This is a genomic window from Thioclava sp. DLFJ5-1 (assembly GCF_002020115.1).
Taxonomy (GTDB): domain Bacteria; phylum Pseudomonadota; class Alphaproteobacteria; order Rhodobacterales; family Rhodobacteraceae; genus Thioclava; species Thioclava sediminum.
Genome location: NZ_MPZU01000001.1, coordinates 1,311,648 through 1,337,437, shown reverse-complemented (window position 1 = coordinate 1,337,437; position 25,790 = coordinate 1,311,648). Strand labels below are relative to the sequence as shown.

Here is a 25,790-nt window from a genome sequence, read left to right as displayed (position 1 = left end):
GAGGGAGACGCATGGCCCACGCAAAGAACCACGACTACCACATCCTACCGCCCTCGATCTGGCCATTCCTCGGTGCCGTGGGCGGCTTCATCATGCTCTTCGGGGCGGTGCTCTGGATGCAGAGCATTACCCATTACGTCTTCTTCGGCGGCCTGCTCGTGGTGCTCTACACCATGTATGGCTGGTGGTCGGACGTAGTCCACGAGGGCGAAGTGGGCGATCACACCCCGGTGGTGCGGATCGGCCTGCGCTATGGCTTCATCCTGTTCATCATGTCCGAAGTGATGTTCTTCGCGGCCTGGTTCTGGAGCTTCTTCAAGCACGCCATGTATCCGATGGGCCCGATGAGCCCCATTCAGGATGGCGTCTGGCCGCCCGAAGGCATCGTGACCTTCGATCCGTGGCACCTGCCGCTGATCAACACCGTGATCCTGCTCCTGTCGGGTGTGACGCTCACCTGGGCCCACCACGCGCTGGTGCATGAAAACGACCGCAGCCAGGTCAAGCAGGGCCTGATCCTGACGGTCGTTCTCGGCGCCTGTTTCACGGTGCTGCAGGCTTACGAGTATAGCCACGCGGCCTTCGGTCTGGCGGGCAACATCTACGGCGCCAACTTCTTCATGGCGACGGGCTTCCACGGGGCGCACGTCATCATCGGGACGATCTTCCTGCTGGTCTGCCTGCTGCGGATCATGCGCGGCCAGATGACCCAGGACGAGCATGTCGGCTTCGAGGCCGCCGCTTGGTACTGGCACTTCGTCGATGTGGTCTGGCTCTTCCTGTTCGCCTCGATCTATATCTGGGGCAGCGCGTAAGCGCCCCCGGCCATCACACGCAAATGCGCAGATCGGCGCGGGGGGCGACCCTCGCGCCGCTTTGTTGGAGGCTTGATGAAACGCTACATCTTTCCGCTGCTGCTGGGCATCGTCGGCTGCGCGATCCTGATCTCGCTCGGCATCTGGCAGGTGCAGCGCCTTGGCTGGAAAGAGGCGATGCTGGCCGAGATTTCCGCCAAGATCGAAGGTCAGCCGCAGGCGCTACCGCCTGAAGGCACCGACACCAAGCCGCTGAAATACGAACCCGTCACGGCAAGCGGGCGCACGACGGGGCAGGAGATCCTCGTGCTCTCGGGCCAGAAGGGCGTCGGCGCGGGCTACCGGGTCATCGACGCCTTCGAGACGGATCAGGGCCGCAAGATCCTGCTCGATCGTGGCTTCATCCCCGAGGGCGAAAAGGGCACCGACCGCCCCGTCACGGCGCTCAGCGTCATCGGCAACCTCCATTGGCCCGAAGAGACCGACAGCTACACCCCCGAGCCCGATGCCAAGACCGGCATCTGGTTTGCTCGCGACGTGCCCGCGATGGCCGCCAAGCTCGGCACCGAGCCGATCCTGATCGTCGCTCGCACCGTCCAAGGCGCCGCGCAGGGCATAACGCCGGTCCCCGTCACCATCACCGGCATCCCCAATGACCACCTCGGTTACGCGATCACCTGGTTTTTGCTCGCAATCGTCTGGGCTGGGATGACAATCTTTCTTCTCTGGCGTATCAGGCGGCAACAGGCCTGAGGATTGACGATGCGTTATGTTTCCACTCGGGGCAAAGCCCCGGTTCTGAATTTCGGCGATGCGATGCTGACGGGGCTTGCCCGTGACGGCGGGCTCTACGTGCCCGAGACCGTGCCGCAGTTCTCCGCCGACGAGATCGCCGCGCTCGCAGGGCAGCCCTACGAAGAGGTGGCTTTCCGCGTGATGAAGCCCTTCGTCTCTGAGACTTTCTCGGACGAGGAACTGCGCGGCGCCATCACGCGCGCCTATTCCGGTTTCGGCCATGTCGCCCGCGCGCCGATGGTGCAGCTGGCGCCGAACCACTTCCTGCTGGAACTGTTCCACGGTCCCACGCTCGCGTTCAAGGATTTCGCGATGCAGGTGATCGGGCAGCTGTTCCAGATCGAACTGCAAAAGCGCAACCAGAAGATCACCATCGTCGGCGCCACCTCGGGCGATACCGGCTCGGCGGCGATCGAAGCCTTCCGCGGGCTCGACAATGTCGACGTGTTCATCCTCTTCCCGCATGGCCGGGTGTCCGAAGTGCAGCGCCGCCAGATGACGACGCCCATCGAGAGCAATGTCCACGCGCTCGCGCTGGATGGCGATTTCGACGACTGCCAAGGCAAGCTGAAAGACATGTTCAACGATTTCGACTTCCGCGACGAGGTCGGACTGGCGGGTGTGAACTCGATCAACTTCGCCCGCGTGCTGGCGCAGATCGTGTATTTCTTCTCCTCCGCCGTGGCGCTTGGCGCGCCGCATCGTAAGGTCTCCTTCACCGTGCCCACCGGCAATTTCGGCGATATCTTCGCGGGCTTCCTCGCGAAGGAAATGGGTCTGCCGGTCGAGCGTCTGGTGATCGCGACGAACCAGAACGACATCCTGCACCGCTGCCTCGAGAAGGGCGATTACACCAAGCAGGGCGTCACACCCTCGATCTCGCCGTCGATGGATATCGAGGTGAGCTCGAACTTCGAGCGCGCGCTGTTCTGGGCCTATGGCAAGGACGGGGCCGCGATCGAGAAGCTGATGGACGAGCTGAAAACCGAAGGCTCCTTCACCGTCTCCGAAAACGCGATCGGCGCGCTGCGTGACATCTACGACAGCGGTTCGGTCGGCGAGGCGCGCACGATGGAAGAGATCGGCGATACGCTCAAGGAAACCGGCGAACTGCTCTGTCCGCATTCCGCAGTCGGCGTGAACGTGGGCAAAACGGCGGTCGCGCGTGACCCGGCCACACCGATGATCACACTCGCCACCGCGCATCCCGCGAAGTTCCCCGATGCGGTGGAAGAGGCGACGGGCATCCGCCCCGACCTGCCGCCGCGCATGGCCGATCTGTTCACCCGCGAGGAGCGCGTGACCCGCGTGCCGAATGACCTTGCAGACCTTGAAGCCCTGATCCGGGAGCGCCGCCGCACATGATCGAAATGACCACCCTGAAGAACGGTCTGCGCATCATCACCGAGTCGATGCCGGGCCTTGCCTCTGCCGCGATCGGCGTCTGGATCACGGCCGGTGGCCGCCACGAGCGCCCCGAGCAGAACGGCATCGCGCATTTCCTCGAACATATGGCGTTCAAGGGCACGAAGACGCGCTCGGCGCTGCAGATCGCGGAAGCCATCGAGGACGTCGGCGGTTATATCAACGCCTACACCTCGCGCGAGATGACCGCCTATTACGCCCGCGTGCTGGCCGAGGACGTGCCGCTCGCGCTCGACGTGATTTCGGACATCCTCTTGAACCCGGTCTTCGATCAGCGCGAGATCGAGGTGGAGCGCGGTGTGATCCTGCAGGAGATCGGCCAATCGCTCGACACGCCCGACGATGTGATCTTCGACTGGCTGCAAGAGGCCGCGTATCCCGATCAGCCGATGGGCCGCACGATCCTCGGCCCGGCGGAGAAGGTCCGCAGCTTCGCGCGCGACGATCTCTCGGCTTTCGTGACCGAACATTACGGCCCCGATCAGATGATCCTCTCGGCGGCGGGTGCGGTCGATCACGCGGAGATCGTGAAGCGCGCCGAGGATATCTTCGGCGACCTGCGCCCCGCGCTGAACCCCGCGCCCTATCCGGCGAAATGGATCGGCAATGAGCGGCGCGAGATCAAACAGCTCGAACAGGCGCATTTCGCGCTTGGCATCGAGTCGCCCAGCTATCGCGACGCCGATCTCTACACCGCGCAGGTCTATTCGGTGGCGATGGGCGGCGGCATGTCCTCGCGCCTGTTCCAGAAGATCCGCGAAGAACGGGGTCTGTGCTACACGATCTTCTCGCAGGCAGGCGCCTACGAGGATACCGGCATGTTCACCGTCTATGCGGGCACGTCCGGCGACGAGGTCCGCGGTCTGGCCGAACTGACCATCGACGAGCTGAAACGCGCGGCCGAGGACATGACCGAGGTCGAGATCGCCCGCGCCCGCGCCCAGATCAAGGCGGGGCTGCTGATGGGGCTGGAAAGCGCCTCGGCCCGTGCCGAACGCATGGCGCGCAGCCTCTATATCTGGGGCCGCGTGCCCGGGATCGACGAGGCCTCGGCGCGGATCGACAGCGTCACCCGCGATGCGGTGCGCGATTTCGGCGAACGGCTCGCCGTCGGCGGGCGCACGGCCATGGCGCTTTACGGCCCGGTCAAGGATGCGCCCGAGCTTGGGGAGCTGCGCGAAAGGCTTGCCGCCTGATGTTCGCGCGTCGTCGTCAGCTGCGGATCGATACGGATCGAATGATCCTGCGTCCGCCGCAGCATGGGGATTATCGCCCGTGGGCCAGCCTGCGCGAGGACAGCCGCGACTTCCTGACGCCCTGGGAGCCGAGCTGGTCCTCCGATCACCTCAGTCGCAAGGCGTTCTCGAACCGGGTCTATTGGGCGGCGCGCGCGATCGCGAATGGCACCGCCGTTCCCGTCTTCCTGTTCTCGCGCCGCGATGACATTTTTCTGGGGGCGATCACGCTCGACAATATCCGGCGCGGGCCCGCGCAGGCGGGCACGTTGGGCTATTGGATCGGCCAACGCCACGCGCGTCATGGCTATATGCGCGAGGCGATCGAGGCCGTGGTTCATTACGCTTTCACCAAGCTCGATCTAAGCCGCATCGAGGCAGCTTGTCTGCCCGAGAACGCGGCCTCGCGCGGGGTGCTGGAGAAGTCCGGTTTCAAATATGAGGGTGTTGCGCAGAGCTACCTGCAGATCAACGGGCGCTGGCGTAATCATGTCCTTTATTCCAACCTGCGCTCGGATCGCCGGGGACGGACGGATGTCCGATAGGGACGCTTGCGCTCGCGGGGCATGGTGCGGGGCGAACGGTCGAGGGGGCGCTGCCCCCGCTGGCGCAGCCAGCCCCCCGGGATATTTCAGCCAAGCCGAAGGAGGCAGAGATGCGCACCGCCGCTGATGAAAGTTTCGTCGAGACGCTGCGGGACGCGGTGCCGGGCCTGAGCCTCGGGGCGCCGGGCGCGTCCTATCTGGAAGAGCCGCGCGGGCGGTATCACGGCCTTGGCGGAGTTCTGGTCAAGCCGACGTCGACCGAAGAGGTCGCAGCGGTTCTGAAGCACTGTCACGCGGCGGGCGTCGCCGTGCTGCCCTATGGCGGCGGCACCGGTCTGGTCGGTGGCCAGATCACCGAAGACGGTCCCGTGCCAGTCATCCTGAGCCTCGAAAAAATGAATGCCGTCCGTGCGGTCACCGGCCATGTTCTGGAGATCGAGGCCGGCGCGACGCTGCTCGAGGCCCAGCAGGCGGCGGAAGGCGCGGAGCGGCTGTTCCCGCTGAGCATCGCGAGCCAGGGCTCTGCCCGGATCGGTGGCGTATTGGCGACCAATGCGGGCGGGGTGAACGTGCTGCGCTACGGCAATGCGCGCGAGCTGTGTCTGGGCGTCGAGGCGGTGCTGGCCGATGGCACGGTGATCTCCGGCCTCAAGCATCTGCGCAAGGACAATACCGGCTACGATCTCAAAGATCTGCTGATCGGGTCCGAGGGCACGCTCGGGATCATCACAGCGGCGACCCTGCGCCTGTTCCCGCGCCCGGCGGCGGTCGGCACGGCGATGATGGTGGTCGAAAGCCCCGCCGCCGCGCTAGAACTTCTGGAACTGGCCGAGGCCCGGATGCCGGGCTGCGTCTCGGCCTTCGAGATGATCTCGGGGCAGGGGCTGCGCTTTCTCGACGAGGTCGGGCCGGAGGTGCATCAGCCATTTGAGGCGCGCCCCGACTGGTCGGTGCTGATCGAGATCGGCCTGCCCGAAGGGCTGGCACCGGAGGAGGCGCTGGCAGAGCTGTTCGAAGCGGCCGAGGGACTGGTCAGCGACGGGGTGATTGCAAGTTCCGAGAGCCAGCGCGCCCAGATGTGGACCCTGCGCGAGAGCCTGCCGGAGGCGAACAAGCGGATCGGGTCGATTTCGAGCCATGACATCTCGCTGCCGCTGCCGAAGCTGGCGGATTTCATCGAAGAGGCGCGTGATGCGCTTCTCGACCTCGGCAATATCCGGATCAACTGCTTCGGCCATGTCGGCGACGGCAATCTGCATTTCAACGCGTTCCCCGCCGAGGGGCGCGACCGCAAGGAATACGAGAACCTGCGTCGTGCGATCCCCGAAACGGTCTACGATCTGGTGGACCGCTTTGGCGGCTCGATCTCGGCCGAGCACGGGATCGGGCGGCTGAAAGTGGGTGATCTGGAGCGCTACGGCGATCCCGGCAAGCTGGCCGCGATGCGCGCGATCAAGGCGGCGCTGGACCCGAAAGGCATCCTGAACCCCGGCGCGGTGCTGGCGGAGCGCTGAGGGCCAAGAGAAACGCGCCCCGCCAGGAGAGCAGGCGGAGCGCGGCGTTCCGGTTCACGTGTCATTGCAAGCAGCCGAACCATCAGGCCGGCTCAGGGTAAGTCGATTCGCGTAAGAAAGACGTTAACGCCGGCCGAGCGCGGCGGCCTGCCGCGCGATCCGCGCCACGTCGCGGCTGAGGGGCAGGTCCCCCTCCATCCGGTCGATATCGACCCAGCGCGCATCCAGCGCGTCATCGTCCGCGACCGGCTCTCCGGCCTGCCACTGGCATTCGACAGCGACCAGCACGAAGTGATGCTCCAGCGAGCCCTTTCCATCCTCGGCGAGAACGTCGAGCGCGTTGAAGGCATGGGTGGCCCGCGCCTGTACGCCGGTTTCCTCCAGCAACTCGCGTTCTGCCGCCGCAAGAAGCGTCTCGCCGAACTCGACCTTGCCGCCGGGAAAGCCCCAGAGCCCGGCATCGGGCGGGTTCGCCCGCTGCACCAACAGCGCCTGTCCGTCGCGGATCACGACGGCAAGAATGGCGGGTGTCGGGCGGGGGCTCACGCCCCCTCGAATTCGCACAGAACGCTGACATTCATGCCGCGATCTTCGAGCAGCTTGCGCCCGCCCAGTTCCGGCAGATCGACGATGAAGGACAGGCCCACGATCTCGCCGCCGACGCGCTCGATCAGCTGGATGCCCGCCTGCGCGGTGCCGCCAGTGGCCAGAAGATCGTCGACGACCAGAACCTTCTCGCCGGGCTTGATCGCATCCTCGTGCATCTCCATCACCGCCTCGCCATATTCCAGCTGGTAGGCCTGCGAAATCGTCTGACCGGGCAGCTTGCCCTTCTTGCGGATCGGCACGAAGCCTTTCGACAGCTGATGCGCGATCGCGCCGCCGATGATGAAGCCGCGCGCTTCCAGCCCCACGACCTTGTCGATCTGCTGGCCCGCCCACGGGTGCAGCAACTGATCGATCGCCATACGGAAGCCGCGCGGATCGGCGAAGAGCGTCGTCACATCGCGGAACATGATCCCCTCATGGGGGAAATCGGCGATGGTGCGGATATAGTCTTTGACGTTGGTCATGGGGTCCTCAGAGGTCGAGCACGCGGCCCGCGACGGTCTTCAGTTTGCGCGCCATCTCGGGGTCGCGCTTGTCGGGGGCGGTCATGATCGCGCTGTCGAGGGCGTGGGTGCAGCCGGTGGCGCAATCGCCCGCCGCGCCCTTCAGCAGACCGGGCAGAGCCGCGACCAGATCGCGCGCCTTATCGGCGTTCTTCATCGCGACGGCAACGACCTGCGCCACATCCACGGCATCATGATCGGGGTGCCAGCAGTCGTAATCGGTGATCATCGCGACGCAGGCGTAATGCAGTTCCGCCTCGCGGGCGAGCTTGGCCTCGGGCATGCCGGTCATGCCGATCACGTCGGCGCCCCATTGGCGGTAAAGCTCGCTCTCGGCCTTGGTCGAGAATTGCGGCCCCTCCATCGCGACATAGGTGCCGCCTTCGTGGACGCTCACGCCGGTCTTGCGCGCGGCCTCGGCACAGGCGGCCGACAGCTCCGCGCAGACGGGGTGGGCGACCGAGACATGACCCACCATGCCGGGACCGAAGAAAGTTTTCTCACGCGCGAAGGTACGGTCGATATATTGGTCCACGATCAGGAAATCGCCCGGCGCATAGGCCTCTTTCAGCGAGCCCACGGCGGAGACGGCGATCAGATCGGTCACGCCGAGCTGTTTCATCGCGGCGATATTGGCGCGGTAGGGAACGGTGGTCGGCGTCTCGACATGACCGCGCCCGTGGCGGGGCAGGAAGGCCATTTTCACTCCGTCCAGCGTGCCGGTCAGCACCTGATCGGAGGGCGCACCGAACGGCGTCTCGACGGTGATCCATTCGGCCCCTTCGAGCCCGTTGATCTGATAGACGCCCGAGCCGCCGATCACCCCGATCATTCTGTCCATTCTGCGCATCCTTCGCCTGTCTTTTCCGCGTCGCGGCGAGCCTAAGCGCCACGGCCCCGGGAGGAAAGAGGGATTGCAGCCACTTGCCGCGCGGTCTATCGGCGCAGGGGGATATGGGAGTCCCCACGGGAGGATCTATGGAAAATATCCGCGGCTCGGTTCTGATGGTCGTCGCGATGGCGGCCTTCGCGATGGAAGACATGTTCGTCAAATCCGCCTCGACCCATCTCGCGGTGGGCGTGGTGCTGATGCTGTTCGGCCTCGGCGGGATGGCGGTCTTCGCAGTGCTCATCACCGCGCGCGGTCAGCGGCTACTGCATCCGGCGCTCGCTTCGAAACCGCTCCTGATCAAGCTCGCGCTCGAAGTGGTGGGGCGCCTCGGCTACACGCTGGGGATCGCGCTGACGCCGCTCTCGAACGCCTCCGCGATCCTGCAGGCAACGCCGCTGGTCGTCGTCGCAGGCGCGGCGGTGGTGTTTTCCGAACGCGTCGGCATCCGCCGCTGGGTCGCGGTGGGGATCGGGTTCATCGGCGTGCTGATCGTGCTGCGCCCCGGCCTCGACGGCTTCGTCCCGGCTGCCCTTTGGACCGTGCTGGGGATGCTGGGGTTCGCGGGCCGCGATCTGGCGACGCGCGCCTGCCCGCCGGTCCTGTCGAATTTCCAGCTCAGCTTCTACGGCTTCATGATGCTGATCCCGACCGGCGTGCTGATCCTGCTGATCTTCGGCGGTGTGACGACGCCCGATCTCTTTGCGCTGCGTGACGTGGCCGGTGCGGTGGCCTTCGGCAGCCTCGCCTATTGGTCGCTGACCAAAGCGATGCGGATGGGCGAGGTCTCGGTCATCACGCCCTTCCGCTACACCCGCCTGATCTTCGCGCTGATCCTCGGTGCGGTGGTGTTCGGCGAGCGGCCCGATGCGGCGATGATCGTGGGTGCGGCGCTGATCGTGGCGAGCGGCCTCTACACGCTTGTCGAAGGCCGCCGCAGCCGGGCGCGCGCACGGGTCAGAGCTTAGGCCGCAGCATCTCGAAGGTTTCCGACACGGCCGCGTAATCGCCGCGATTGCCGAGCCGCACGAGACGGTCGGGCGGCGAATAAAGCCCGTCCTTGAGGCACTCGTCCGCGATATGGATGCCCGTTACCTCGCCATGGACAAGGTAATTGCCCTCGCCCAGCAGCTTGATCACCTGCACCACGCGGCATTCGAGCGAGGCGGGCGCTGCCGCCACGCGCGGGCAATCGATCGTCTCGCACTCCGCCTTCTCGATCCCGCATTCGGCGAACTCATCGGTGCCGGCCGGATAATTCGCGCAGGAGGCGTTCATCTGATCTTTCAGCGCATAGGTCACGAGATTGGCGCAGAACACGCCCGCTTCGCGCAGCTGCGAGACACTGTCCTTCGTGCCGTCGCGGTCGGGCTTCACACCGGTCGAGGAGAAGATCACCTGCGGCGGCGTATAGGCGACCGCGTTGAAGAAGGAGTAGGGCGCGAGGTTGTCGCCCATCTCGCTGCGCGTCGAAATCCAGCCGATCGGACGCGGGGCGACGATGGAATTGAACGGGTTGTGGGCGAGAGGGTGGCCATCCGAAGTGCGATAGAACATGCTTTCTCCTGTTTGATCCCGAACTTAGCGCATGCTACCGCGCAGGAAAGGGGCAGCCTGAAAGGGGCGGCGGGCGTATGTATCAGCTCGAACAAGAGACGGCGGAAGACTGGTGGGAAGTCGAGGCGCTCTATGACCTCTGCTTCGCGCCGGGTCGCACGGCGCTGTCCTCCTACCGGCTGCGCGACGGGGTCGATCCGGTGCGCCCGCTTTGCCTCACGCTGCGCCAGGACGGCATCCTCGCCGCGGTGATCCGCTTCTGGCCGGTCAGGGTCGGCGGCAAGCGCGTGTTGCTGCTGGGTCCGATCGCGGTCCACCCGACGCGGCAGGGCGAAGGTCTGGGCGGAATCCTGATGCATGAAAGCCTCTCCCGCGCTGCCGATCTGGGCTGGGAGCGGGTGCTGCTGGTGGGCGACGCGCCCTATTACCAGCGCTTTGGCTTTGCAAAGCTCGACGATGTCGAGATGCCGCCGCCCACCAATCCCGACCGCGTTCTGGGGCTCGAACTGGTGCCCGGCGCCTGGGAGGGCGTGCGCGGTCAGGTCGAGAAAGACGACTGATTGCCGAAGCGCCCCCGCCGCCCCATATCAGGAAAAGGCAAGGAGGCGATGATGGCAGATATTCTTCCCCCCGTAAGCGACCCGGCGATTCTGGGTCAACTCGACTCGCTCGCGAAACGCCACCGCGCGGCGGGCGGCGTGGTGATGCAGGTGATCGGCTATATCGGAGGCTCTGCCGAGGGGCTGCTGGGCAAATTGCCCACCCCGGTCCGCAATGGGCTCGACGGGGCGACCGAACGCGCGTTGTCAGGGGCGATGACCGCTGCTGAGCGTTCGCGCGGGATCGTCTCGGACCGGCCCGACTGGATGAACCGGACGCTGACCACCGCGATGGGGGCTGCGGGCGGCGTCGGGGGTCTGGGCAGTTCGCTCGCCGAATTGCCCTTCACGGTCACCATGCTGCTGCGCGCGATCCAAGGCATCGCCGCCGAGCACGGCTTCGACCCGGCGTCCGAGGAAGTGCGGCTGGAATGTCTGCGCGTTTTCGCCTCTGCCGGGCCGCTGGAGGACGATGACGGGATGGACCTGAGCTTCCTCGCCGCGCGCGCCACGATCACCGGGCCGAGCCTGAAGTCGCTGATCGCCAAGGTCGCGCCGCGCCTGTCGATCGTGCTGGGCCAGAAACTCGCCGCCCAAGCCGCGCCGCTTCTGGGCGCGGTCGCGGGCGCGGCCGTCAACTACGCCTTCACCAGCTATTATCAGGAAATCGCCCGCGTCCATTTCGGTCTCAAGCGCCTAGCCCGCGACACCGGCACCGATGAGGGAGTGCTGCGCGAGGAGTTGGTCGCCCGCATCGCCAAGTGATCGAAACGCCGCGCCTCTGGCTGCAGTCGGATGCCTCCGGCGGGGATATTTAGACCAAGAGGAAGGAAAGCCGTTCTTCCCCTTGGCGAAAATATCCCGGGGGGCTCCGAAGGAGCGGGGGCAGCGCCCCCTCCGCATTTCAGGGGCAGCGGAGCCTCAGCCCTTCGCATCTTCGAGGATCATTTGCGCCGCCTTCTCGGCGATCATCATCGTCGGCGCGTTGGTGTTGCCCGAGGTGATCGTCGGCATCACCGAGGCATCCGCGATGCGCAGCCCTTTCAGCGCCTTCAGCCGCAGCCGCGAGTCCACCACCGCGCCGTCATCCGAGCCCATCCGGCAGGTGCCGACGGGGTGGAAGATCGTGGTGCCGATATCGCCCGCCGCTTTCACGAGATCCGCCTCGGTCTGATAGTCCGGGCCGGGCTTGTATTCCTCGGGTTTGTATTTCGCGAAAGCGGGTTGCGAGGCGACGCGGCGGACCTGCCGGATCGCTTCGGCGGCGACGCGGCGATCGCCCTCGGTCGAGAGGTAATTCGGCGCGATCTCCGGATGGGCGCGGAAATCGGGCGAGGTGATATGCACATGGCCGCGGCTTTCGGGGCGCAGGTTGCACACGCTCGCCGTCATGCCGGGGAAGGGGTGGACCGCATCGCCGAACTTGTCGAGGCTGACCGGCTGGACGTGATATTCCAGATCGGGCGTTTCCTTCTCGGGGAAGCTGCGCGTGAAGATGCCGGCTTGCGAGGGCGACATCGACATCGGACCCGAGCGGAACAGCGCATATTCCATGCCGATCTTCGCCTTGCCCCAAAGGGTCGAGGACATGGTGTTGAGGCTTTTGACGCCCGAGACCTTGTAGATGAGGCGCAGTTGCAGGTGGTCCTGCAGGTTCTCGCCCACGCCATCGACCTCGGCCACCGGGGTGATGCCATGCTCGGACAGCACGTCGCCGCGCCCGATCCCCGACAGCTCAAGAATCTGCACCGAGCCGACCGAACCTGCCGAAAGGACCGTCTCGCCCGCTTTCACGTCATGGCTCTGGCCGTTCTGATTGTAGCGGATACCGATAACGCGGCCCTCCTCGATCAGGAGTTTTTCGACCTGCGCATTGGTCTCGATCCGCAGGTTGGGGCGTTTCATCGCGGGTTTCAGGAAGGCTTTCACCGCGCTCCAGCGCCAGCCGGATTTCTGTGTGACGTGGAAATAGCCGCCGCCCTCGTTGGTGCCGGTGTTGAAATCGTCGGTGCGCGGGAAGCCTGCCTCTTCGGCGGCCTCGAGGAAGGTGTCGAGCATCTCCCAGCGCACGCGGGCTTCTTCCACCCGCAATTCGCCGCCCGCGCCATGCAGGTCGCTCTCGCCGCGATAGAAATCTTCCTGCTTCTTGAACAGCGGCAGCACGTCGTCCCAGCTCCAGCCGGGATTGCCGGATTGCGCCCACATATCGTAATCGCGCGCCTGACCGCGCATGTAGATCATGCCGTTGATCGAGGAGCAGCCGCCAAGGATGCGCCCGCGCGGATAGAGCAGTTCGCGCCCGTTCAGCCCGGCATCGGCTTTCGACTTGTAGCCCCAATCGGTGCGCGGATTGCCGATGCAGTACAGGTAGCCCACCGGGATATGCACCCAGTGGTAATTGTCGCGCCCGCCTGCTTCGAGCAGCAGCACCTTGTGCTTGGGGTTCTCCGACAGGCGGTTCGCCAGAACGCAGCCTGCGCTGCCGCCGCCGACCACGATATAATCGTATTGCTCCATAAGCCCCTCCCGAACTGCGCCTCCGGGCAAGACTTTCGCAAGCTGCCGCTCGGGAAACAAGGCCGTGACCCGTTCATTCGCGCAAAGTCGCTTTGCGAAAACGCAAGGAGGGGCTTGCCTGAGAGGGGGGTGATCCGTTCTATGGCGCAAATCTCGCCGGAGCCTTTCATGGTCCTTTACCGCCTTCTCGTCAGTATCGCGAGCCTGCCTGTTCTGGCGGCGCTGCTCTGGCGCGTGCTGCGCGGGCGCGAAAGCCGGACCGCCCTGGCGGAGCGGTTGGGCGGCGGGGAAGCCGCGCCGCACCGTCTGTGGCTGCATGCCGCGTCGAATGGAGAGCTGACCTCCGCCAAGCCTTTGATCGATGCGCTGCTGGCCGCAGATCCCGCGTCGCAGCTATTGGTGACGGTGAATACGGTGACGGCGCGCGAGCTGGGGCAGGGCTGGGCCGATCCGCGCATCGCGATCCGCATGGCGCCGCTCGATCATCGGGCGGTGCTGCGCCGGTTCCTGTCGCGGCACGATCCCCGCGCGCTGGTCGTGATCGAGAATGAGCTTTGGCCGAACCGCATGGCTCTGATGGCCGATGCGGGGCGGCCGATCTTCGTGATCGGCGCACGGATGTCGGCTCGCTCTGCCGCGCGCTGGGCGAAGATCGGGATGGCGCAGCCGATGGTCGCGCAGATCAGCGCGCTCTCGGCGCAGGATGCGGGATCCGAGGCGCGGTTCGTCGATCTCGGACTGCCGCGTGATCGACTGATGCCCCCCGCCAATCTCAAGACGGCGATCACCGTCGCGCCCGGCACGCCGCTCGACTGGCCGCGCAGCGATACGGTTCTGGCTGCCTCGACCCATGAGGGAGAAGACGCGCCGATCCTTGCCGCCTTCGCAAAGGCGCGCGCGCGCCGCCCCGGCCTGCGCCTGATCCTCGCTCCACGCCATCCGCGCCGTGCGCCCGAGATCGCGGCGCTGATCGCCAGGGCCGGGCTGCGTCATACCACTCGCTCGAAGGACGAGCCTCCGACGGCGGAGGTCTATCTGGCCGATACTCTGGGCGAAATGGGCCGCTGGTATGCGAGCGCAGGCCTGTGTTTCGTCGGCGGCTCGCTCGTCGAAAAGGGCGGCCATACCCCCTATGAGCCCGCGGGCTTCGGCTGCGCCTTGCTGCACGGCCCCGATGTCGCGAATTTCGCCGATGCCTATGCCGCGCTCGATGCGGCAGGCGGGGCGCGGCTTTGCGAAACCGAAGCCGATATTGCGACCGCCTTTGCCACGCTCGACGCCGACGCGCAGGCCGAAATGGCGCGTGCCGCACGGGGGGCTCTCGGTCCGCCTGCCGATGTCGAAAGCCTTGCTAAGGCGCTCCTCGCACGGCTCTGAGCGACGGCGATGCGCTTGCATCGCGGCGCGAAACGCTTATTTCCATATGCATCCGGGAGATGCAGACATGATCCGTTATACGCTGCAATGCGAGAATGAGCACCGCTTCGACAGTTGGTTCCCCTCGGCCTCCGGGTTCGAGGCGCTCAAAGCCGCAGGCCAGCTGGAATGTGCGATCTGCGGTTCGAAAAAGGTCGAGAAATCCCTGATGGCGCCGCCTGTCGCACAGACGCGCAAGACGGGCGAGCCCGCCCCCGAACGCCCTCTCTCGCAGCCGCAATCCGAGGCCGAACAGGCCCTCGCCGCGATGCGCCGCGAGATCGAGAAGAATTCCGATTACGTCGGCATGAACTTCGCCACCGAAGCGCGCGCCATGCACGAAGGCACCGCCAAGAAACGTGCGATCCACGGCGAGGCGAAACCCGAAGAGGCGCGCAAGATGCTGGAGGACGGGCTGCCGGTTCTGCCGCTGCCCTTCCTGTCGACTCGCAAGACGAACTGATCCTTTTCGCTCTTTCCAAATATCCCGGGGTGAATTCGCGCGGGCGAAGAGGGGCAGCGCCCCAGCGCCGATCTGAGACCCTCGAAACGCCAAATCTCTTGCGCGGCCCAACGGCTTGAGCTAGCAGAGGCCCGACTCTGCCCAAGGGGGATTTCCATGCCCATTCTGGTGATGAAATTCGGCGGCACTTCCGTCGCCGATCTCGACCGGATCGCCAACGCCGCCGAAAAGGTGAAGCGCGAAGTCGAACGCGGTTACGATGTCATCGTGATTGTCTCGGCGATGTCGGGCAAGACCAATGAACTCGTCAACTGGGTCGAGACCACTTCGCCGCTCTATGACGCGCGCGAATACGATGCCGTGGTCGCCTCGGGCGAGAATATCACAGCTGGTCTGATGTCGCTGCGTCTGCAGGAGATGGGTGTGTCCGCGCGCAGCTGGCAGGGCTGGCAGGTGCCGATCAACACGACCTCGGCGCATGGCGCGGCGCGCTTCGTGTCGATCCCGCGCGAAAATCTCGACCAGAAATTCTCCGAAGGCTTCAAGGTCGCGGTGATCGCGGGCTTCCAGGGGCTTTCGCCGGAAAACCGGATCACCACGCTCGGCCGGGGCGGCTCCGACACGACCGCCGTGGCTTTCGCCGCCGCATTCGGCGCGGAGCGTTGCGACATCTACACCGATGTCGACGGCATCTACACCACCGACCCGCGCGTCTCCTCCAAGGCGCGCAAGCTCGACCGCATCGCCTTCGAGGAGATGCTGGAACTCGCGAGCCTCGGGGCGAAGGTTCTGCAAACCCGCTCGGTCGAGCTCGCGATGCGCTACAAGGTGCCGCTGCGCGTGCTAAGCTCCTTCGAGGAAACCACGGAGAATTCGGGCACTCTGGTCTGCGACGAGGATAAAATCATGGAATCGAAAGTTGTCTCCGGCGTCGCCTTTTCCCGCGACGAAGCGAAAATGACCCTCGTGACGGTCGAAGACCGCCCCGGCATCGCCAGCGCGATCTTCGGGCCGCTCGCGGATGCGGGGGTGAATGTCGACATGATCGTCCAGAACATCTCCGAGCGTCAGGCCGAACACGAGGTCAAGGTCACCGATATGACCTTCTCCTGCCCGGTCAATCAGGTCGCCCGCGCCCGCAAGGCGATGGAAGACGCCCGCGACGCCGGGCTGATCAAGTTCGACGAGCTGGTCGCCGACGAAGACGTGGCAAAGATTTCCGTCGTGGGCATCGGTATGCGCTCCCACGCGGGGGTCGCGGCGAAGATGTTCAAGGCGCTGGCCGCTGAAAACGTCAACATCAAGGTTATCGCTACGTCGGAAATCAAGATTTCGGTGCTGGTCGACCGCAAATATCTGGAACTGGCGGTTCAGGCCCTGCATGATGCCTTCGAACTCGACAAGGCCTGAGTAACCCGAAGGGCCGCAGCAACAGGGGCAACCTGCGCGGATGGTGGAACTGAGCGAAAGTGATAGTCGCACGCTGTTGCGACGCCTGCGCGATACGCTGGCCACGGAGGGCGACGGGCAGGACCGGCTCAATCACATCACGCAGATCATTGCGGATTCGATGGGCACCGAAGTGTGCTCGATCTACCTGTTCCGCGATCCCGAAACGCTCGAGCTTTGCGCGACCGAAGGCCTGAAGGCAGAGGCTGTACACCACACGCGGATGCGGCTGGGCGAGGGGCTCGTGGGCCGCGTGGCGCGGTCGGGTCGTCCGATCAACTCCGCCGATGCGCCTTCCGAGCCGGGCTTCCGCTACATGCCGGAGACGGGCGAAGAGATCTATTCCAGCTTCGTCGGCGTGCCGATCCAGCGCGTGGGCGAGAAGCTGGGCGTTCTGGTCGTGCAGTCGAAGGACGAGCGCAGCTTCTCGGATGACGAACTTTACGGGCTCGAGGTCGTCGCGATGGTGCTGGCCGAAATGACCGAACTCGGCGCTTTCACCGGTGGCGAGAATTCCGAGATCGGCGCGACGCATCGCTTCCCGGTCATGTTCCGCGGTGCGACGGGCCAAGAGGGCGCCGCCGAGGGCCGCGTCTGGCTGCACGAGCCGCGCGTCGTCGTGACGAACCCGGTCGCCGAAGATCCGGAGGCCGAGGCCGCGCGGCTCGAAGAGGCCATCACCGAACTGCGCGGCAAGATCGACGAGATGCTGGCCAGCCCCACGCTGATCGACAAGGATCAGCGGCAGGTGCTGGAGACCTTCAAGATGCTCGCGGCCTCGAAGGGCTGGAAGCGGCGGATGCTCGAAGACATCGCCGCCGGTCTATCTGCCGAAGCCGCGGTCGAGAAAGAACAGAACGCCGCGCGCGACCGGATGCGCAAGGCGCCCGATCCCTACCTGCGTGAACGGCTCAACGATCTCGACGACCTGTCGAACCGCCTGCTGCGGCAGCTGACGGGGCAGGGCAGCGATACCGGCGCCGAGATGCCGGAGAACCCGGTGCTGGTGGCGCGCAATATCGGCCCGGCGGAACTGCTCGACTATGACCGCAAGCTTAAGGGCGTGGTGCTGGAGGAGGGCTCGGTCGGCTCGCATGCCGCGATTGTCACCCGCGCGCTGTCGATCCCGCTGGTGATCCATGCGGGCCGGATCACCGCGGAGGCGCTGAACGGCGATCCGATCCTCGTCGACGGCGATCAGGGCGTGGTGCATCTGCGGCCCGAGGAAAGCGTGGCCCATGCGTTCCGCGACAAGATCGCGATGCAGGCGGAGGCGCAGAAACGCTATGCCTCGCTGCGCGACCAGCCCGCGATAGACAAATCGGGCCAGACCGTCTCGCTGATGATGAATGCGGGGCTGATGGCGGATCTGCCTTCACTGAAGGGCTCCGGCGCTGATGGGGTGGGCCTGTTCCGCACCGAGCTGCAATTCCTGACCCGCACCAAGGTGCCGCGCCGCAATGAACTCGTGCAGCTCTACAAGCGGGTGATGGACGCCGCCGACGGCAAGCGGGTGAATTTCCGTACGCTCGATATCGGCTCCGACAAGGTCGTGCCCTACATGAAGCCGCAGGACGAGCCGAACCCCGCGATGGGCTGGCGCGCGCTGCGGGTGGGGCTCGACAAGCCGGGGATTCTGCGGATGCAGCTGCAGGCTCTGCTGCGCGCCGCCGACGGTCGCCCGACCTCGATCATGTTCCCCTTCATCGCGCTGCCCGAGGAATTCTACGCCGCGCGCGACACGCTGCTGCGGGTCCGCGACCGCGAGGCGCAGATGGGCCGCCCGGTGCCCGAAGAACTGCGCATCGGCGCGATGCTGGAAACCCCGAGCCTCGGCTTCGCGCCCGACAGCTTCTACCGCGATTGCGATTTCATCTCGATCGGCGGCAACGATCTGAAGCAGTTCTTCTTCGCCGCCGACCGCGAGAACGAACGAGTGCGCCGCCGCTACGATACGCTCGACGGGTCCTTCCTGAACTTCCTCGAACGGATCATCGCGCGCTGTGCGGTCTCGGATACCCATCTCAGCTTCTGCGGTGAGGATGCGGGCCGCCCGATCGAGTCACTGACCTTCGCGGCGCTCGGCATCCGTACGCTCTCGATGCGGCCCGCCTCGATCGGCCCGGTCAAACACCTGATCCGCCGCGCCGATCTGGGCGAGCTGCGGCAGGTGATCCAGCAGGCGCGCAATGCCGGTCAATCCAGCGTGCGCCCCGCCGTGACGAGCTACCTCGCCCATCTCTGAGCGGGGCAGGGGCTGCCGCTCCTATCCACGAAATCACACCCCCGGAATGATTTTGGGCCAAGGCGAAGCTCTGACACTTCGCCTTGGCCCAAATATCCCGCGGGGGTCTGGGGGCGCGAAGCCCCCAGCCTTGTCTTTATGCGTCAGCCTGCGGCCAGACGTTTCGCTTCCGCTTCCTTGAAGGATTTATCCGAGGGCGCGATGAACGTGTAGAACATCGGCACCACGAACAGCGTGAACATCGTCCCGATCAGGATCCCCGAGAAGATCACGAGGCCCATCGCCTTGCGCGCCTCTGCGCCCGCGCCTTGCGCGAGGATCAGCGGCACCACGGCCAGCGCCATCGCAGCGGTGGTCATCAGGATCGGACGCAGACGGGTTTGCGCTGCCTTCACGATGGCCTGCCGACGGGTGAGGCCCGACTGCTCGCGCTGCTGATTGGCGAATTCGACCATCAGAATCCCGTGCTTCGTGATCAGACCGACCAGCGTGATCAGCCCGACCTCGGAATAGATGTTGAGCGTGCCCAACCCGAGGTTCAGGGGCAGCACGGCCCCGAAGATCGTCAGCGGCACCGTCATCATGATGATGAAGGGGTCGCGGAAGCTCTCGAACTGGGCGGCGAGCACGAGGTAGATCACCAGCACGGCCGCCGCGAAGGCGATCAGGATGGTGTTGCCCTGCTGCGTCTCGATCCGCGACTGACCCGAATAGTTCACGTAGAAGCCTTCGGGCATCACCTGCTTGGCGATGTCGACGATGGTCTGCACGCCCTCGCCGGTGGAGCCACCGGGCAGCGGCAGCGCCGTGATCGTGGCCGCGTTCAACTGGTCGAACTGTTCGATCGAAGACGCGTTCACCCCGGTGTCGATCTTCACGAGCGACGACAGCGGGATCATCGCCCCCGAGGACGAGCGCACGAAGTAGCGGCCCAGCTCTTCGGGATTCGCGCGGAACTCCTGCGGCACCTGCGGGATGATGTCGTAGCTGTTGGAGTCGCGGTCGAACTGCGCCACCGACGCCTCGCCCACCAGCAAGCCCAAGGTCGAGCCGATATCGGAGACCGGCACGTTCAGCGCCGCCGCCCGGTCGCGGTCGATCGTGACATTGACCTGCGGGCTGTCGAAGTTGAGCGAGTTCTGCACGACGATGAACTTGCCCGAGGCCTGCGCCTTGTTCTTGATCTCCTCGGCCACCTCGGCGACGCGTTTCGCGGAGTGGATCGACTGGATCACCACCGAGATCGGCAGGCCGCCACCGGTGCCCGGCAGCGACGGCGGGGCGAAGGCGAAGCCTTTCAACCCGGTCGATTTGCCGAGATCGCCCTGAATCTCCTGCTGGATTTCCTTCTGGCTACGATTGCGATCCGCCCAGTCTTTCAGCGCCCAGATATAGATGCCCTGAGAGCTGTCCCCGCCGAAGCCCGCGATCGAGAAATCGGTGCGCACTTCGGGAATATCGGCCGTGTCGCGCCCGACCTGGTCGATATATTTCTGGGTGTACTCGCTGGTCGCGTAGCGCGGCCCGTTCAGGATCGCGAAGAGCGCACCGTTATCCTCGTCCGGGGCAAGCTCGGAATTGGTGTTCATCAGCATGAACCCGGTCACACCCACGAGAGAGGCGACGATGAGCAGCGTGATCCCCCGCAGATCGAGCGAGCCATCGACGCGCCGCCCGTACCAGCCCGAGAGCCGGTCGAAATTGCGGTCGACGAAGGCCTGGAAGCCCTTGGACTCGCCATGTCTCAGCAGGCGACCCGACATCATCGGCGTGATCGTCAGGGCGATCACCCCCGACAGGATCACCGACCCCGCCAGTGCGAAGGCGAATTCCCGGAACAACTGTCCCGTCAGCCCGCCGGTGAAGCCCAGAGGGGCGAGCACCGCGGCCAGCGTGATCGTCATCGCGATGACCGGCCCGGTGATCTCTTTCATGCCCTGCACGGCCGCCGGGATCGGTTTCATTCCCTCTTCAATATGTCGGTGGATATTCTCCACCACCACGATCGCGTCATCGACGACGAGGCCGATCGCCAGCACCATTGCCAGCAGCGTCAGAAGGTTGATCGAGTATCCCAGCGCCAAGAGCACCGCGAGCACCCCGATCAGCGAGAGCGGAATGGTCACGATCGGCATCGCGACGGAGCGCAGCGACCCGAGGAACAGCAGGATAACCACGGTCACGATCGCGACCGCTTCGCCGATGGTCTTGAACACCTCGTGGATCGAGGCCGAGATCGTCTCGGTCGAGTCGTAGACCAGCTGGATTTTCATCCCTTCGGGGAGCGAGGCGTTGATGTCGGGCAGCGCCTCGCGCACCGCCGCCGCCGTATCGAGCGGGTTGGCGGCGGGCGTCGGGTAGACGCCTAGGAACGTGCCCTCCTTGCCCTCGAAAGTGACGATCTCGTTCTCGGAGGCCTTGGCGAGTTCGATCTTCGCGACATCGCGCAGCCGCACCACGTCATCGCCCTTGCCCGAGATCGGCAGTTTGCCGAAGGCTTCGGGCGTTTGCAGCGTGGATTGCAGCGTGATCGACTGGGCGACGTATTCGTTCTTCGTCTTGCCCGGGGCCGAGAGGAAGTTCGACGCCTGAATCGCGCCCACGACTTCCGATGCCGTGACGCCGCGCGCGGCGAGCTTGTCGGGATCGATCCAGACCCGCATCGCGTAATCGGAAGCGCCGATGATCTGGGTCTGGGCCACGCCCGGAATCGTGGACATGCGCGGACGGATCACCCGGCGCAGATATTCGGTCAACTGCTCGGGCGTCATGTTGGGGTTGAGTGCCGCGAGATACATCAGCGCGAAGGTCTGGCCGGTGCCCTTCTGGATCACCGGGTCCTTCGCCGCCGAGGGCAGCTGGCCCTTGACCTGCTGCACTTTCGAGAGCACCTCGGTCATCGCCGCGTCGGAGTTGGACCCGAGCTTCATGTGGACCGAAATGACCGAGGCCGAGGGCCGCGACTGTGTGGTGACGTAATCGACGTTCTCAGTGGTCGCCACGGCGGCGGCGAGCGGCGAGGTGATGAAGCCCTGAATCAGTTCGGGCGAGGCGCCGGGATAGGCGGTGGTGATCGTGACCACCGTTTCCTCGACTTCCGGATATTGGCGGACGGGCAGGTTGAAATAGGCCTGCGCGCCCAGCAGGAGCATGAACGCGCCCAGCACCATCGACAGGACGGGGCGGCGGATGAAGATCTCGGAGATGTTCATGGGCTTGGCCTTACTGCGCCTTCGCGCCGTCTGAGGTCGTGTCCGACGTCGTGTCCGATGCCTCGTCAGAGGCGGCGTCCGAAGCGCTATCCGCGGAAGCGTCCGACGTCGTGTCGGAGCTAGCCGCCGCGTTGCCCGCCATGCCGAAGGCTTTCATGACCTCTTCGGTCGAGGGTGCGTCGGGATCGGGCGAAATCGCGTTGTCGATGCTCACCGTCGCGCCGGAGTTCAGCTTGTTCTGGCCCGCGTTGACGACCATGTCGCCCGCCTTCAGCCCCTTCGTCACTTCGACGAGCGTGCCCGAGCGGCGTCCGAGCGTGATGAAGACCTGCTTGGCCACCAGTTGCGGCTGGTCCGCGCCTTCGGGCGTTTGCTTGCGCACCACGAAGACCGAGTCGCCGTAGAGGTTGGAGCTCACCACCGTTTGCGGCAGCGCGATCACGTTGTCCTCGGAGGGCAGCACGACCGTGACATGGACGAACTGGCCGGGCGTCAGCTTTCCTTCGCCATTGGGCACCTCGGCGCGCAGGGTCACGAGCCGCGAATTCGGGTCGATCTTGGGCTCGATGCCGGTGATCTTGCCTTCCAGATCGACCGAGCCGTCCTCGGTCTTCACCTTGACGGTCTGACCCGCTTCGGCGTGCCGCGCCTGCTGTTCGGACAGGGTGAAATCGACGCGCATGTGGTCGCGATCCTGCAGCGTCGCATAGGTGGTGCCGGTGCCGACATACTGGCCGACCTCCACCTGCGGAATACCGATGATGCCCGCGAAGGGCGCGGTCAGGCGCTTCTTCTCGAGCACGGCCTGCAGCTTCGCGACGCTTGCGCGCGCTTCCTGCGCGCTGGCTTCAGCCTGATCGAGATTGGACGTGGCGGACACGCCCCGGTCGGCAAGCTGGCGCGCGCGCTTGAGATTGGTCTCGGCGAGGTCCTGCGCGGCCTTGGCCGAGGCCAGATCGGCGCGCTCGGAGCTGTCGTCGATCTGCATGAGGACCTGGCCCTTCTCGACCTTGTCATTCGCCTTGAAATGGATCTCCTGCACCGTGCCGCCCATTTCGACGGCCAGTTCGGTGCCGCGCACGGCGGCGGCGGTGCCGATCGCCTCGAGGCCCGGCTGCCAGGTGATCGGCTTCACTTCGCTGACCGAAACCGCCACGGGGGGCTGTGTCATGTTTGCGAAGAACTGCGCGATCATCTTCGAGCGGAAAAGATTGTAGCCGACGACGCCACCCACCACGAGGATGAGCGCGACGAGGGCGATGAGGAGGCGTTTGATCATTTGGCTGTCCCGTCAAAATCCCTGTTTGCACGCAAATACGACCCCGCCGGCCGAGCTGCGCGCGATTTCTGAACCATTTGGTTCACGTCCTTGTCATGTCAATACGCGAGTGACGTTAAAAGGATGGGTCACAGTGCCGTGAAGGCAAGGCGGAAAGTCTGTGCGTCAGAGCAATTACAGGGCTTCACGAATGCTCACCTCGCGAAAATCTGATTTTTCTGTGCTCGACGGTGAAGAAGAGTGCATTATCTCAACCTGTACCTGCGATCCTGACGACCTGACGTCGCTTTGCAGCGATGTCTGGTTTTAGGAGTTTATATGGATCCCCTGTCTTTTATGCGCATCGGCTTCGAGGCCGCGCGGATCGGCTTTGAGGCCCAAGCGGTGATTTCGATGCGCGTCGCGGGAATGATGGGGCTCTGGGATGTCTCCCCGCTCGAATCGCTCCAGATGGTGCAGGAAAAGCCCGTGGCGGTCGTAGCTGCAGCGGAGGCTGCGGCATTCGCGCTTCTACGGGGGCAAACGGCGGATCGGGCGATTTCGGCGTCGATCACGCAGATCGGAAACCACACCAGCGCCAATATGACGCGATTGTCGCGTCGTGGACCCAGCTGGCTCTGACGGCACGAGCCGGGCAGGGCCGCCACGCTGACGCGGCGACCCCGTAGTCATCAGGCGGCGCTGTCTTCCTCGACCTCGTCATCGCCTTCTTCGACGCTTGCAGGCGTCACCATGGCGGTCAGGATCGTCGTCATGTCGACCATGCCGATCGGCTTGTTGGCCGCGTCGACAACCGTCGCCGTGCGCACCTCGGCGTCGGCCATCCGGCGCGCGATCTTTTCGAGCACCGAGCTGGCTTTCACCTTCATCTTCGGCAACTCGCCCTCGGGCAGCGGCAACGCGATGGTCTCGGCACGGATGACCCGGCCACGGTTCACCTCGCGCACGAACTCGGCGATGTACTCGTTCGCCGGGCGCAGCACGATTTCCTGCCCCGTGCCGACCTGATTGAGCGCCCCGTCCCGCAGGATGGCGATCTTGTCGCCAAGGCGCAGCGCCTCGTCGAGGTCGTGGGTGATGAAGACGATGGTCTTCTTCAGCTCGGCCTGCAGGTCCAGAAGCACCTTCTGCATATCCATCCGGATCAGCGGGTCGAGTGCCGAGAACGCTTCGTCCATCAACAGGATGTCCGCGTCGTTGGCCAGTGCGCGGGCAAGGCCCACCCGCTGCTGCATCCCGCCCGAGAGCTGGTTCGGATAGTTGTCCTCGTAGCCCGCAAGACCAACGCGCGCGATCCATTTCTTCGCGATCGGCTCGGACTCCTTGCGGTCGATGCCCTGGATATCGAGGCCGTAGCAGGTGTTTTCCAGCACGGTCCGGTGCGGCAGAAGCGCGAACTTCTGGAACACCATCGCAGTCTCATGGCGACGGAATTCCCGCAGCTCCTCTTCGTTCATCTTCACCACGTCGCGGCCGTTATAGAGGATCTCCCCGGCCGTGGGCATGATCAGCCCGTTGATGTGGCGGATGAGCGTCGACTTGCCCGAGCCCGACAGGCCCATGATCACCGAGATCTTGCCCGGCGGCAGGGTCAGGTTGATGTCCTGCAGGCCCAGAACGTGCTTGTGCTTGTCGTTGAGCTCTTCCTTGCCCATGCCGGCCTGCACCTTCTCCACGTAATCCTTGGGGCGCGCCCCGAAGATCTTGTAGAGATTGCGGATCTCGATGCCCGAGCGGTTGCCGGTATCGGTGTTGGTCGTGGCATCAGTCATGGCCAGCCTCCGAATGTTTCTGCAGCCGCTTGCCGAACGCCTGGCTTGCGCGGTCGAAGATGATCGCGATCGCAACAAGTGCGAAGCCGTTCAGGAAGCCGATGGTGAAGAACTGGTTGTTAATCGCCTGCAGCACGTTTTTACCGAGGCCACCAACGCCGACCATCGAGGCCACGACGACCATCGCCAGCGCCATCATGATGGTCTGGTTGACGCCCGCCATGATCGTCGGCAGCGACAGCGGAAGCTGCACGCCCCAAAGCTTCTGACGGGGGTTAGCGCCGAAGGCGTCCGCAGCTTCGATGACTTCCTTGTCCACGAGGCGGATGCCCAGATTGGTGAGGCGGATCATCGGCGGGATCGCGTAAATCACCACAGCGATCACGCCCGGCACCTTGCCGATGCCGAAGATCACGACGACCGGGATCAGGTAGACGAAGGATGGCATGGTCTGCATGACATCGAGCACCGGCGTCAGGATTTTCTGCATCCGGTCCGAGCGCGCCATCAGGATGCCGATCGGCAGGCCGAGGATGATCGCGATCAGCGTCGCCACCGTGACCATCGCGAGGGTGGTCATCGTGTCTTCCCACAGTCCGAAGATGCCGATGAAGGCAAGGCCCATGGACGAGCCGAGAACGATCTTCGGATTGCGCGAGGCGAACCACACCACGACGAGGATCAGCGCGAAGATGATGAACCACGGCGTGTCCACGAAGGCGTGTTCGAGAGTGTTGAGAAACCATTGAAGCGGCCGGGTGGCCGCGTCGATTTGATCGGAATAAGCGCGGACGATGCCGCGAAACCCGTCGTCGATGCCCATGCGCATGTGGCGCAGGGTGGAGTTGGGAAGGGAAGGGAACTCACAGAGCAGTTCCGGCAAGCCCCAGCATGAAGATGCCATCTTGTTATGTCCTCCGGTCGATTATGTGCGCCGGTTAAAAGAAAACG

The 25,790-nt window shown here is 64.9% G+C and carries 23 protein-coding genes; 14 read left to right on the top strand and 9 right to left on the bottom strand.

All coding sequences use genetic code 11. The features are described 5' to 3' along the window. The first annotated feature begins 11 nt into the window (after positions 1-11). The 6 genes from BMI86_RS06365 to BMI86_RS06340 all read left to right on the top strand — a co-directional run bounded on the left by BMI86_RS06365 (position 12) and on the right by BMI86_RS06340 (position 6,329). Complete coding sequence (locus BMI86_RS06365; RefSeq protein WP_078540228.1) at positions 12-815, top strand: cytochrome c oxidase subunit 3; 804 nt, start codon at positions 12-14, stop codon at positions 813-815. 72 nt (positions 816-887) lie between these two features. Further along, positions 888-1,568 (top strand): SURF1 family protein, encoded by a 681-nt coding sequence (locus BMI86_RS06360; RefSeq protein ID WP_078540227.1) that lies wholly within the window; start codon positions 888-890, stop codon positions 1,566-1,568. A 9-nt stretch (positions 1,569-1,577) separates the two neighbouring features. Beyond that, positions 1,578-2,975 (top strand): threonine synthase, encoded by a 1,398-nt coding sequence (thrC, locus tag BMI86_RS06355; RefSeq protein WP_078540226.1) that lies wholly within the window; start codon positions 1,578-1,580, stop codon positions 2,973-2,975. Then, on the top strand, positions 2,972-4,231 hold the full coding sequence (locus BMI86_RS06350; protein WP_078540225.1) for a pitrilysin family protein: 1,260 nt from the start codon (positions 2,972-2,974) through the stop codon (positions 4,229-4,231). Before thrC ends, BMI86_RS06350 begins: the two co-directional genes overlap by 4 nt. Continuing rightward, entirely contained in the window at positions 4,231-4,815 is a 585-nt protein-coding gene (locus BMI86_RS06345) for a GNAT family protein (RefSeq protein WP_078521856.1), read from the top strand. The genes BMI86_RS06350 and BMI86_RS06345 overlap by 1 nt, the downstream gene beginning before the upstream one ends. Positions 4,816-4,925: 110 nt before the next feature. After that, positions 4,926-6,329: an FAD-binding oxidoreductase gene (locus BMI86_RS06340; RefSeq protein ID WP_078540224.1), complete on the top strand. Its 1,404-nt coding sequence runs from the start codon at positions 4,926-4,928 to the stop codon at positions 6,327-6,329. A gap of 123 nt (positions 6,330-6,452) precedes the next feature. Here the strand turns inward: BMI86_RS06340 and BMI86_RS06335 are convergent, their stop codons facing one another. The 3 genes from BMI86_RS06335 to BMI86_RS06325 are packed head-to-tail and all read right to left on the bottom strand — an operon-like array spanning position 6,453 to position 8,282. Next, on the bottom strand, positions 6,453-6,875 hold the full coding sequence (locus tag BMI86_RS06335) for an NUDIX hydrolase (RefSeq protein ID WP_078540223.1): 423 nt from the start codon (positions 6,873-6,875) through the stop codon (positions 6,453-6,455). Next, complete coding sequence (locus tag BMI86_RS06330) at positions 6,872-7,402, bottom strand: adenine phosphoribosyltransferase (RefSeq protein ID WP_078521850.1); 531 nt, start codon at positions 7,400-7,402, stop codon at positions 6,872-6,874. The genes BMI86_RS06335 and BMI86_RS06330 overlap by 4 nt, the downstream gene beginning before the upstream one ends. A 7-nt stretch (positions 7,403-7,409) precedes the next feature. After that, complete coding sequence (locus tag BMI86_RS06325; RefSeq protein ID WP_078540222.1) at positions 7,410-8,282, bottom strand: S-methyl-5'-thioadenosine phosphorylase; 873 nt, start codon at positions 8,280-8,282, stop codon at positions 7,410-7,412. 137 nt (positions 8,283-8,419) lie between these two features. Between BMI86_RS06325 and BMI86_RS06320 the strand changes: the two genes are divergently transcribed. Beyond that, on the top strand, positions 8,420-9,298 hold the full coding sequence (locus BMI86_RS06320) for a DMT family transporter (RefSeq protein ID WP_078540221.1): 879 nt from the start codon (positions 8,420-8,422) through the stop codon (positions 9,296-9,298). Here BMI86_RS06320 and BMI86_RS06315 read toward each other — a convergent pair. Beyond that, entirely contained in the window at positions 9,288-9,887 is a 600-nt protein-coding gene (locus tag BMI86_RS06315; protein ID WP_078540220.1) for a flavin reductase family protein, read from the bottom strand. The genes BMI86_RS06320 and BMI86_RS06315 overlap by 11 nt on opposite strands. A 77-nt stretch (positions 9,888-9,964) precedes the next feature. Between BMI86_RS06315 and BMI86_RS06310 the strand changes: the two genes are divergently transcribed. Together BMI86_RS06310 and BMI86_RS06305 are read left to right on the top strand one after the other, a co-directional pair. Beyond that, a complete protein-coding gene (locus tag BMI86_RS06310) occupies positions 9,965-10,447 on the top strand; it encodes an N-acetyltransferase (RefSeq protein WP_078540219.1) in 483 nt (160 codons plus the stop codon). Positions 10,448-10,495: 48 nt separating this feature from the next. Then, positions 10,496-11,251: an EcsC family protein gene (locus BMI86_RS06305; RefSeq protein ID WP_078540218.1), complete on the top strand. Its 756-nt coding sequence runs from the start codon at positions 10,496-10,498 to the stop codon at positions 11,249-11,251. Between the two features lie 156 nt (positions 11,252-11,407). On the opposite strand, the gene BMI86_RS06300 is transcribed toward BMI86_RS06305, so the two are convergent. Then, the gene (locus tag BMI86_RS06300; protein ID WP_078540217.1) at positions 11,408-13,003 is read right to left on the bottom strand and encodes a GMC family oxidoreductase N-terminal domain-containing protein; all 1,596 of its coding nucleotides are present in this window, start codon (positions 13,001-13,003) and stop codon (positions 11,408-11,410) included. Between the two features lie 168 nt (positions 13,004-13,171). Between BMI86_RS06300 and BMI86_RS06295 the strand changes: the two genes are divergently transcribed. The 4 genes from BMI86_RS06295 to ptsP all read left to right on the top strand — a co-directional run bounded on the left by BMI86_RS06295 (position 13,172) and on the right by ptsP (position 18,576). Next, positions 13,172-14,380, top strand: coding sequence for a glycosyltransferase N-terminal domain-containing protein (locus BMI86_RS06295; RefSeq protein ID WP_078540456.1), 1,209 nt, complete (start codon positions 13,172-13,174; stop codon positions 14,378-14,380). A gap of 67 nt (positions 14,381-14,447) precedes the next feature. Then, the gene (locus BMI86_RS06290; protein ID WP_078540216.1) at positions 14,448-14,882 is read left to right on the top strand and encodes a DUF1178 family protein; all 435 of its coding nucleotides are present in this window, start codon (positions 14,448-14,450) and stop codon (positions 14,880-14,882) included. Positions 14,883-15,038: 156 nt separating this feature from the next. Beyond that, on the top strand, positions 15,039-16,292 hold the full coding sequence (locus BMI86_RS06285) for an aspartate kinase (protein ID WP_078521836.1): 1,254 nt from the start codon (positions 15,039-15,041) through the stop codon (positions 16,290-16,292). Between the two features lie 40 nt (positions 16,293-16,332). After that, a complete protein-coding gene (gene ptsP / locus BMI86_RS06280) occupies positions 16,333-18,576 on the top strand; it encodes a phosphoenolpyruvate--protein phosphotransferase (RefSeq protein WP_078540215.1) in 2,244 nt (747 codons plus the stop codon). Between the two features lie 143 nt (positions 18,577-18,719). Here ptsP and BMI86_RS06275 read toward each other — a convergent pair whose 3' ends face one another. Both BMI86_RS06275 and BMI86_RS06270 read right to left on the bottom strand, forming a co-directional pair. Continuing rightward, positions 18,720-21,788 carry an efflux RND transporter permease subunit gene (locus tag BMI86_RS06275; RefSeq protein ID WP_078540214.1) on the bottom strand — a complete coding sequence of 1,023 codons (3,069 nt, stop codon included), beginning with the start codon at positions 21,786-21,788 and terminating at the stop codon, positions 18,720-18,722. Positions 21,789-21,798: 10 nt separating this feature from the next. Then, positions 21,799-23,067: an efflux RND transporter periplasmic adaptor subunit gene (locus tag BMI86_RS06270; RefSeq protein ID WP_078540213.1), complete on the bottom strand. Its 1,269-nt coding sequence runs from the start codon at positions 23,065-23,067 to the stop codon at positions 21,799-21,801. A 318-nt stretch (positions 23,068-23,385) separates the two neighbouring features. Between BMI86_RS06270 and BMI86_RS06265 the strand changes: the two genes are divergently transcribed. Continuing rightward, positions 23,386-23,688 carry a hypothetical protein gene (locus tag BMI86_RS06265; RefSeq protein WP_078545282.1) on the top strand — a complete coding sequence of 101 codons (303 nt, stop codon included), beginning with the start codon at positions 23,386-23,388 and terminating at the stop codon, positions 23,686-23,688. Positions 23,689-23,738: 50 nt separating this feature from the next. Here the strand turns inward: BMI86_RS06265 and BMI86_RS06260 are convergent, their stop codons facing one another. Together BMI86_RS06260 and BMI86_RS06255 are read right to left on the bottom strand one after the other, a co-directional pair. Further along, positions 23,739-24,839 carry a glycine betaine/L-proline ABC transporter ATP-binding protein gene (locus BMI86_RS06260; RefSeq protein ID WP_078540211.1) on the bottom strand — a complete coding sequence of 367 codons (1,101 nt, stop codon included), beginning with the start codon at positions 24,837-24,839 and terminating at the stop codon, positions 23,739-23,741. Beyond that, positions 24,832-25,743, bottom strand: a complete 912-nt coding sequence (locus tag BMI86_RS06255; protein ID WP_078521824.1) for a proline/glycine betaine ABC transporter permease — start codon at positions 25,741-25,743, stop codon at positions 24,832-24,834. The genes BMI86_RS06260 and BMI86_RS06255 overlap by 8 nt, the downstream gene beginning before the upstream one ends. Positions 25,744-25,790: the final 47 nt, after the last annotated feature.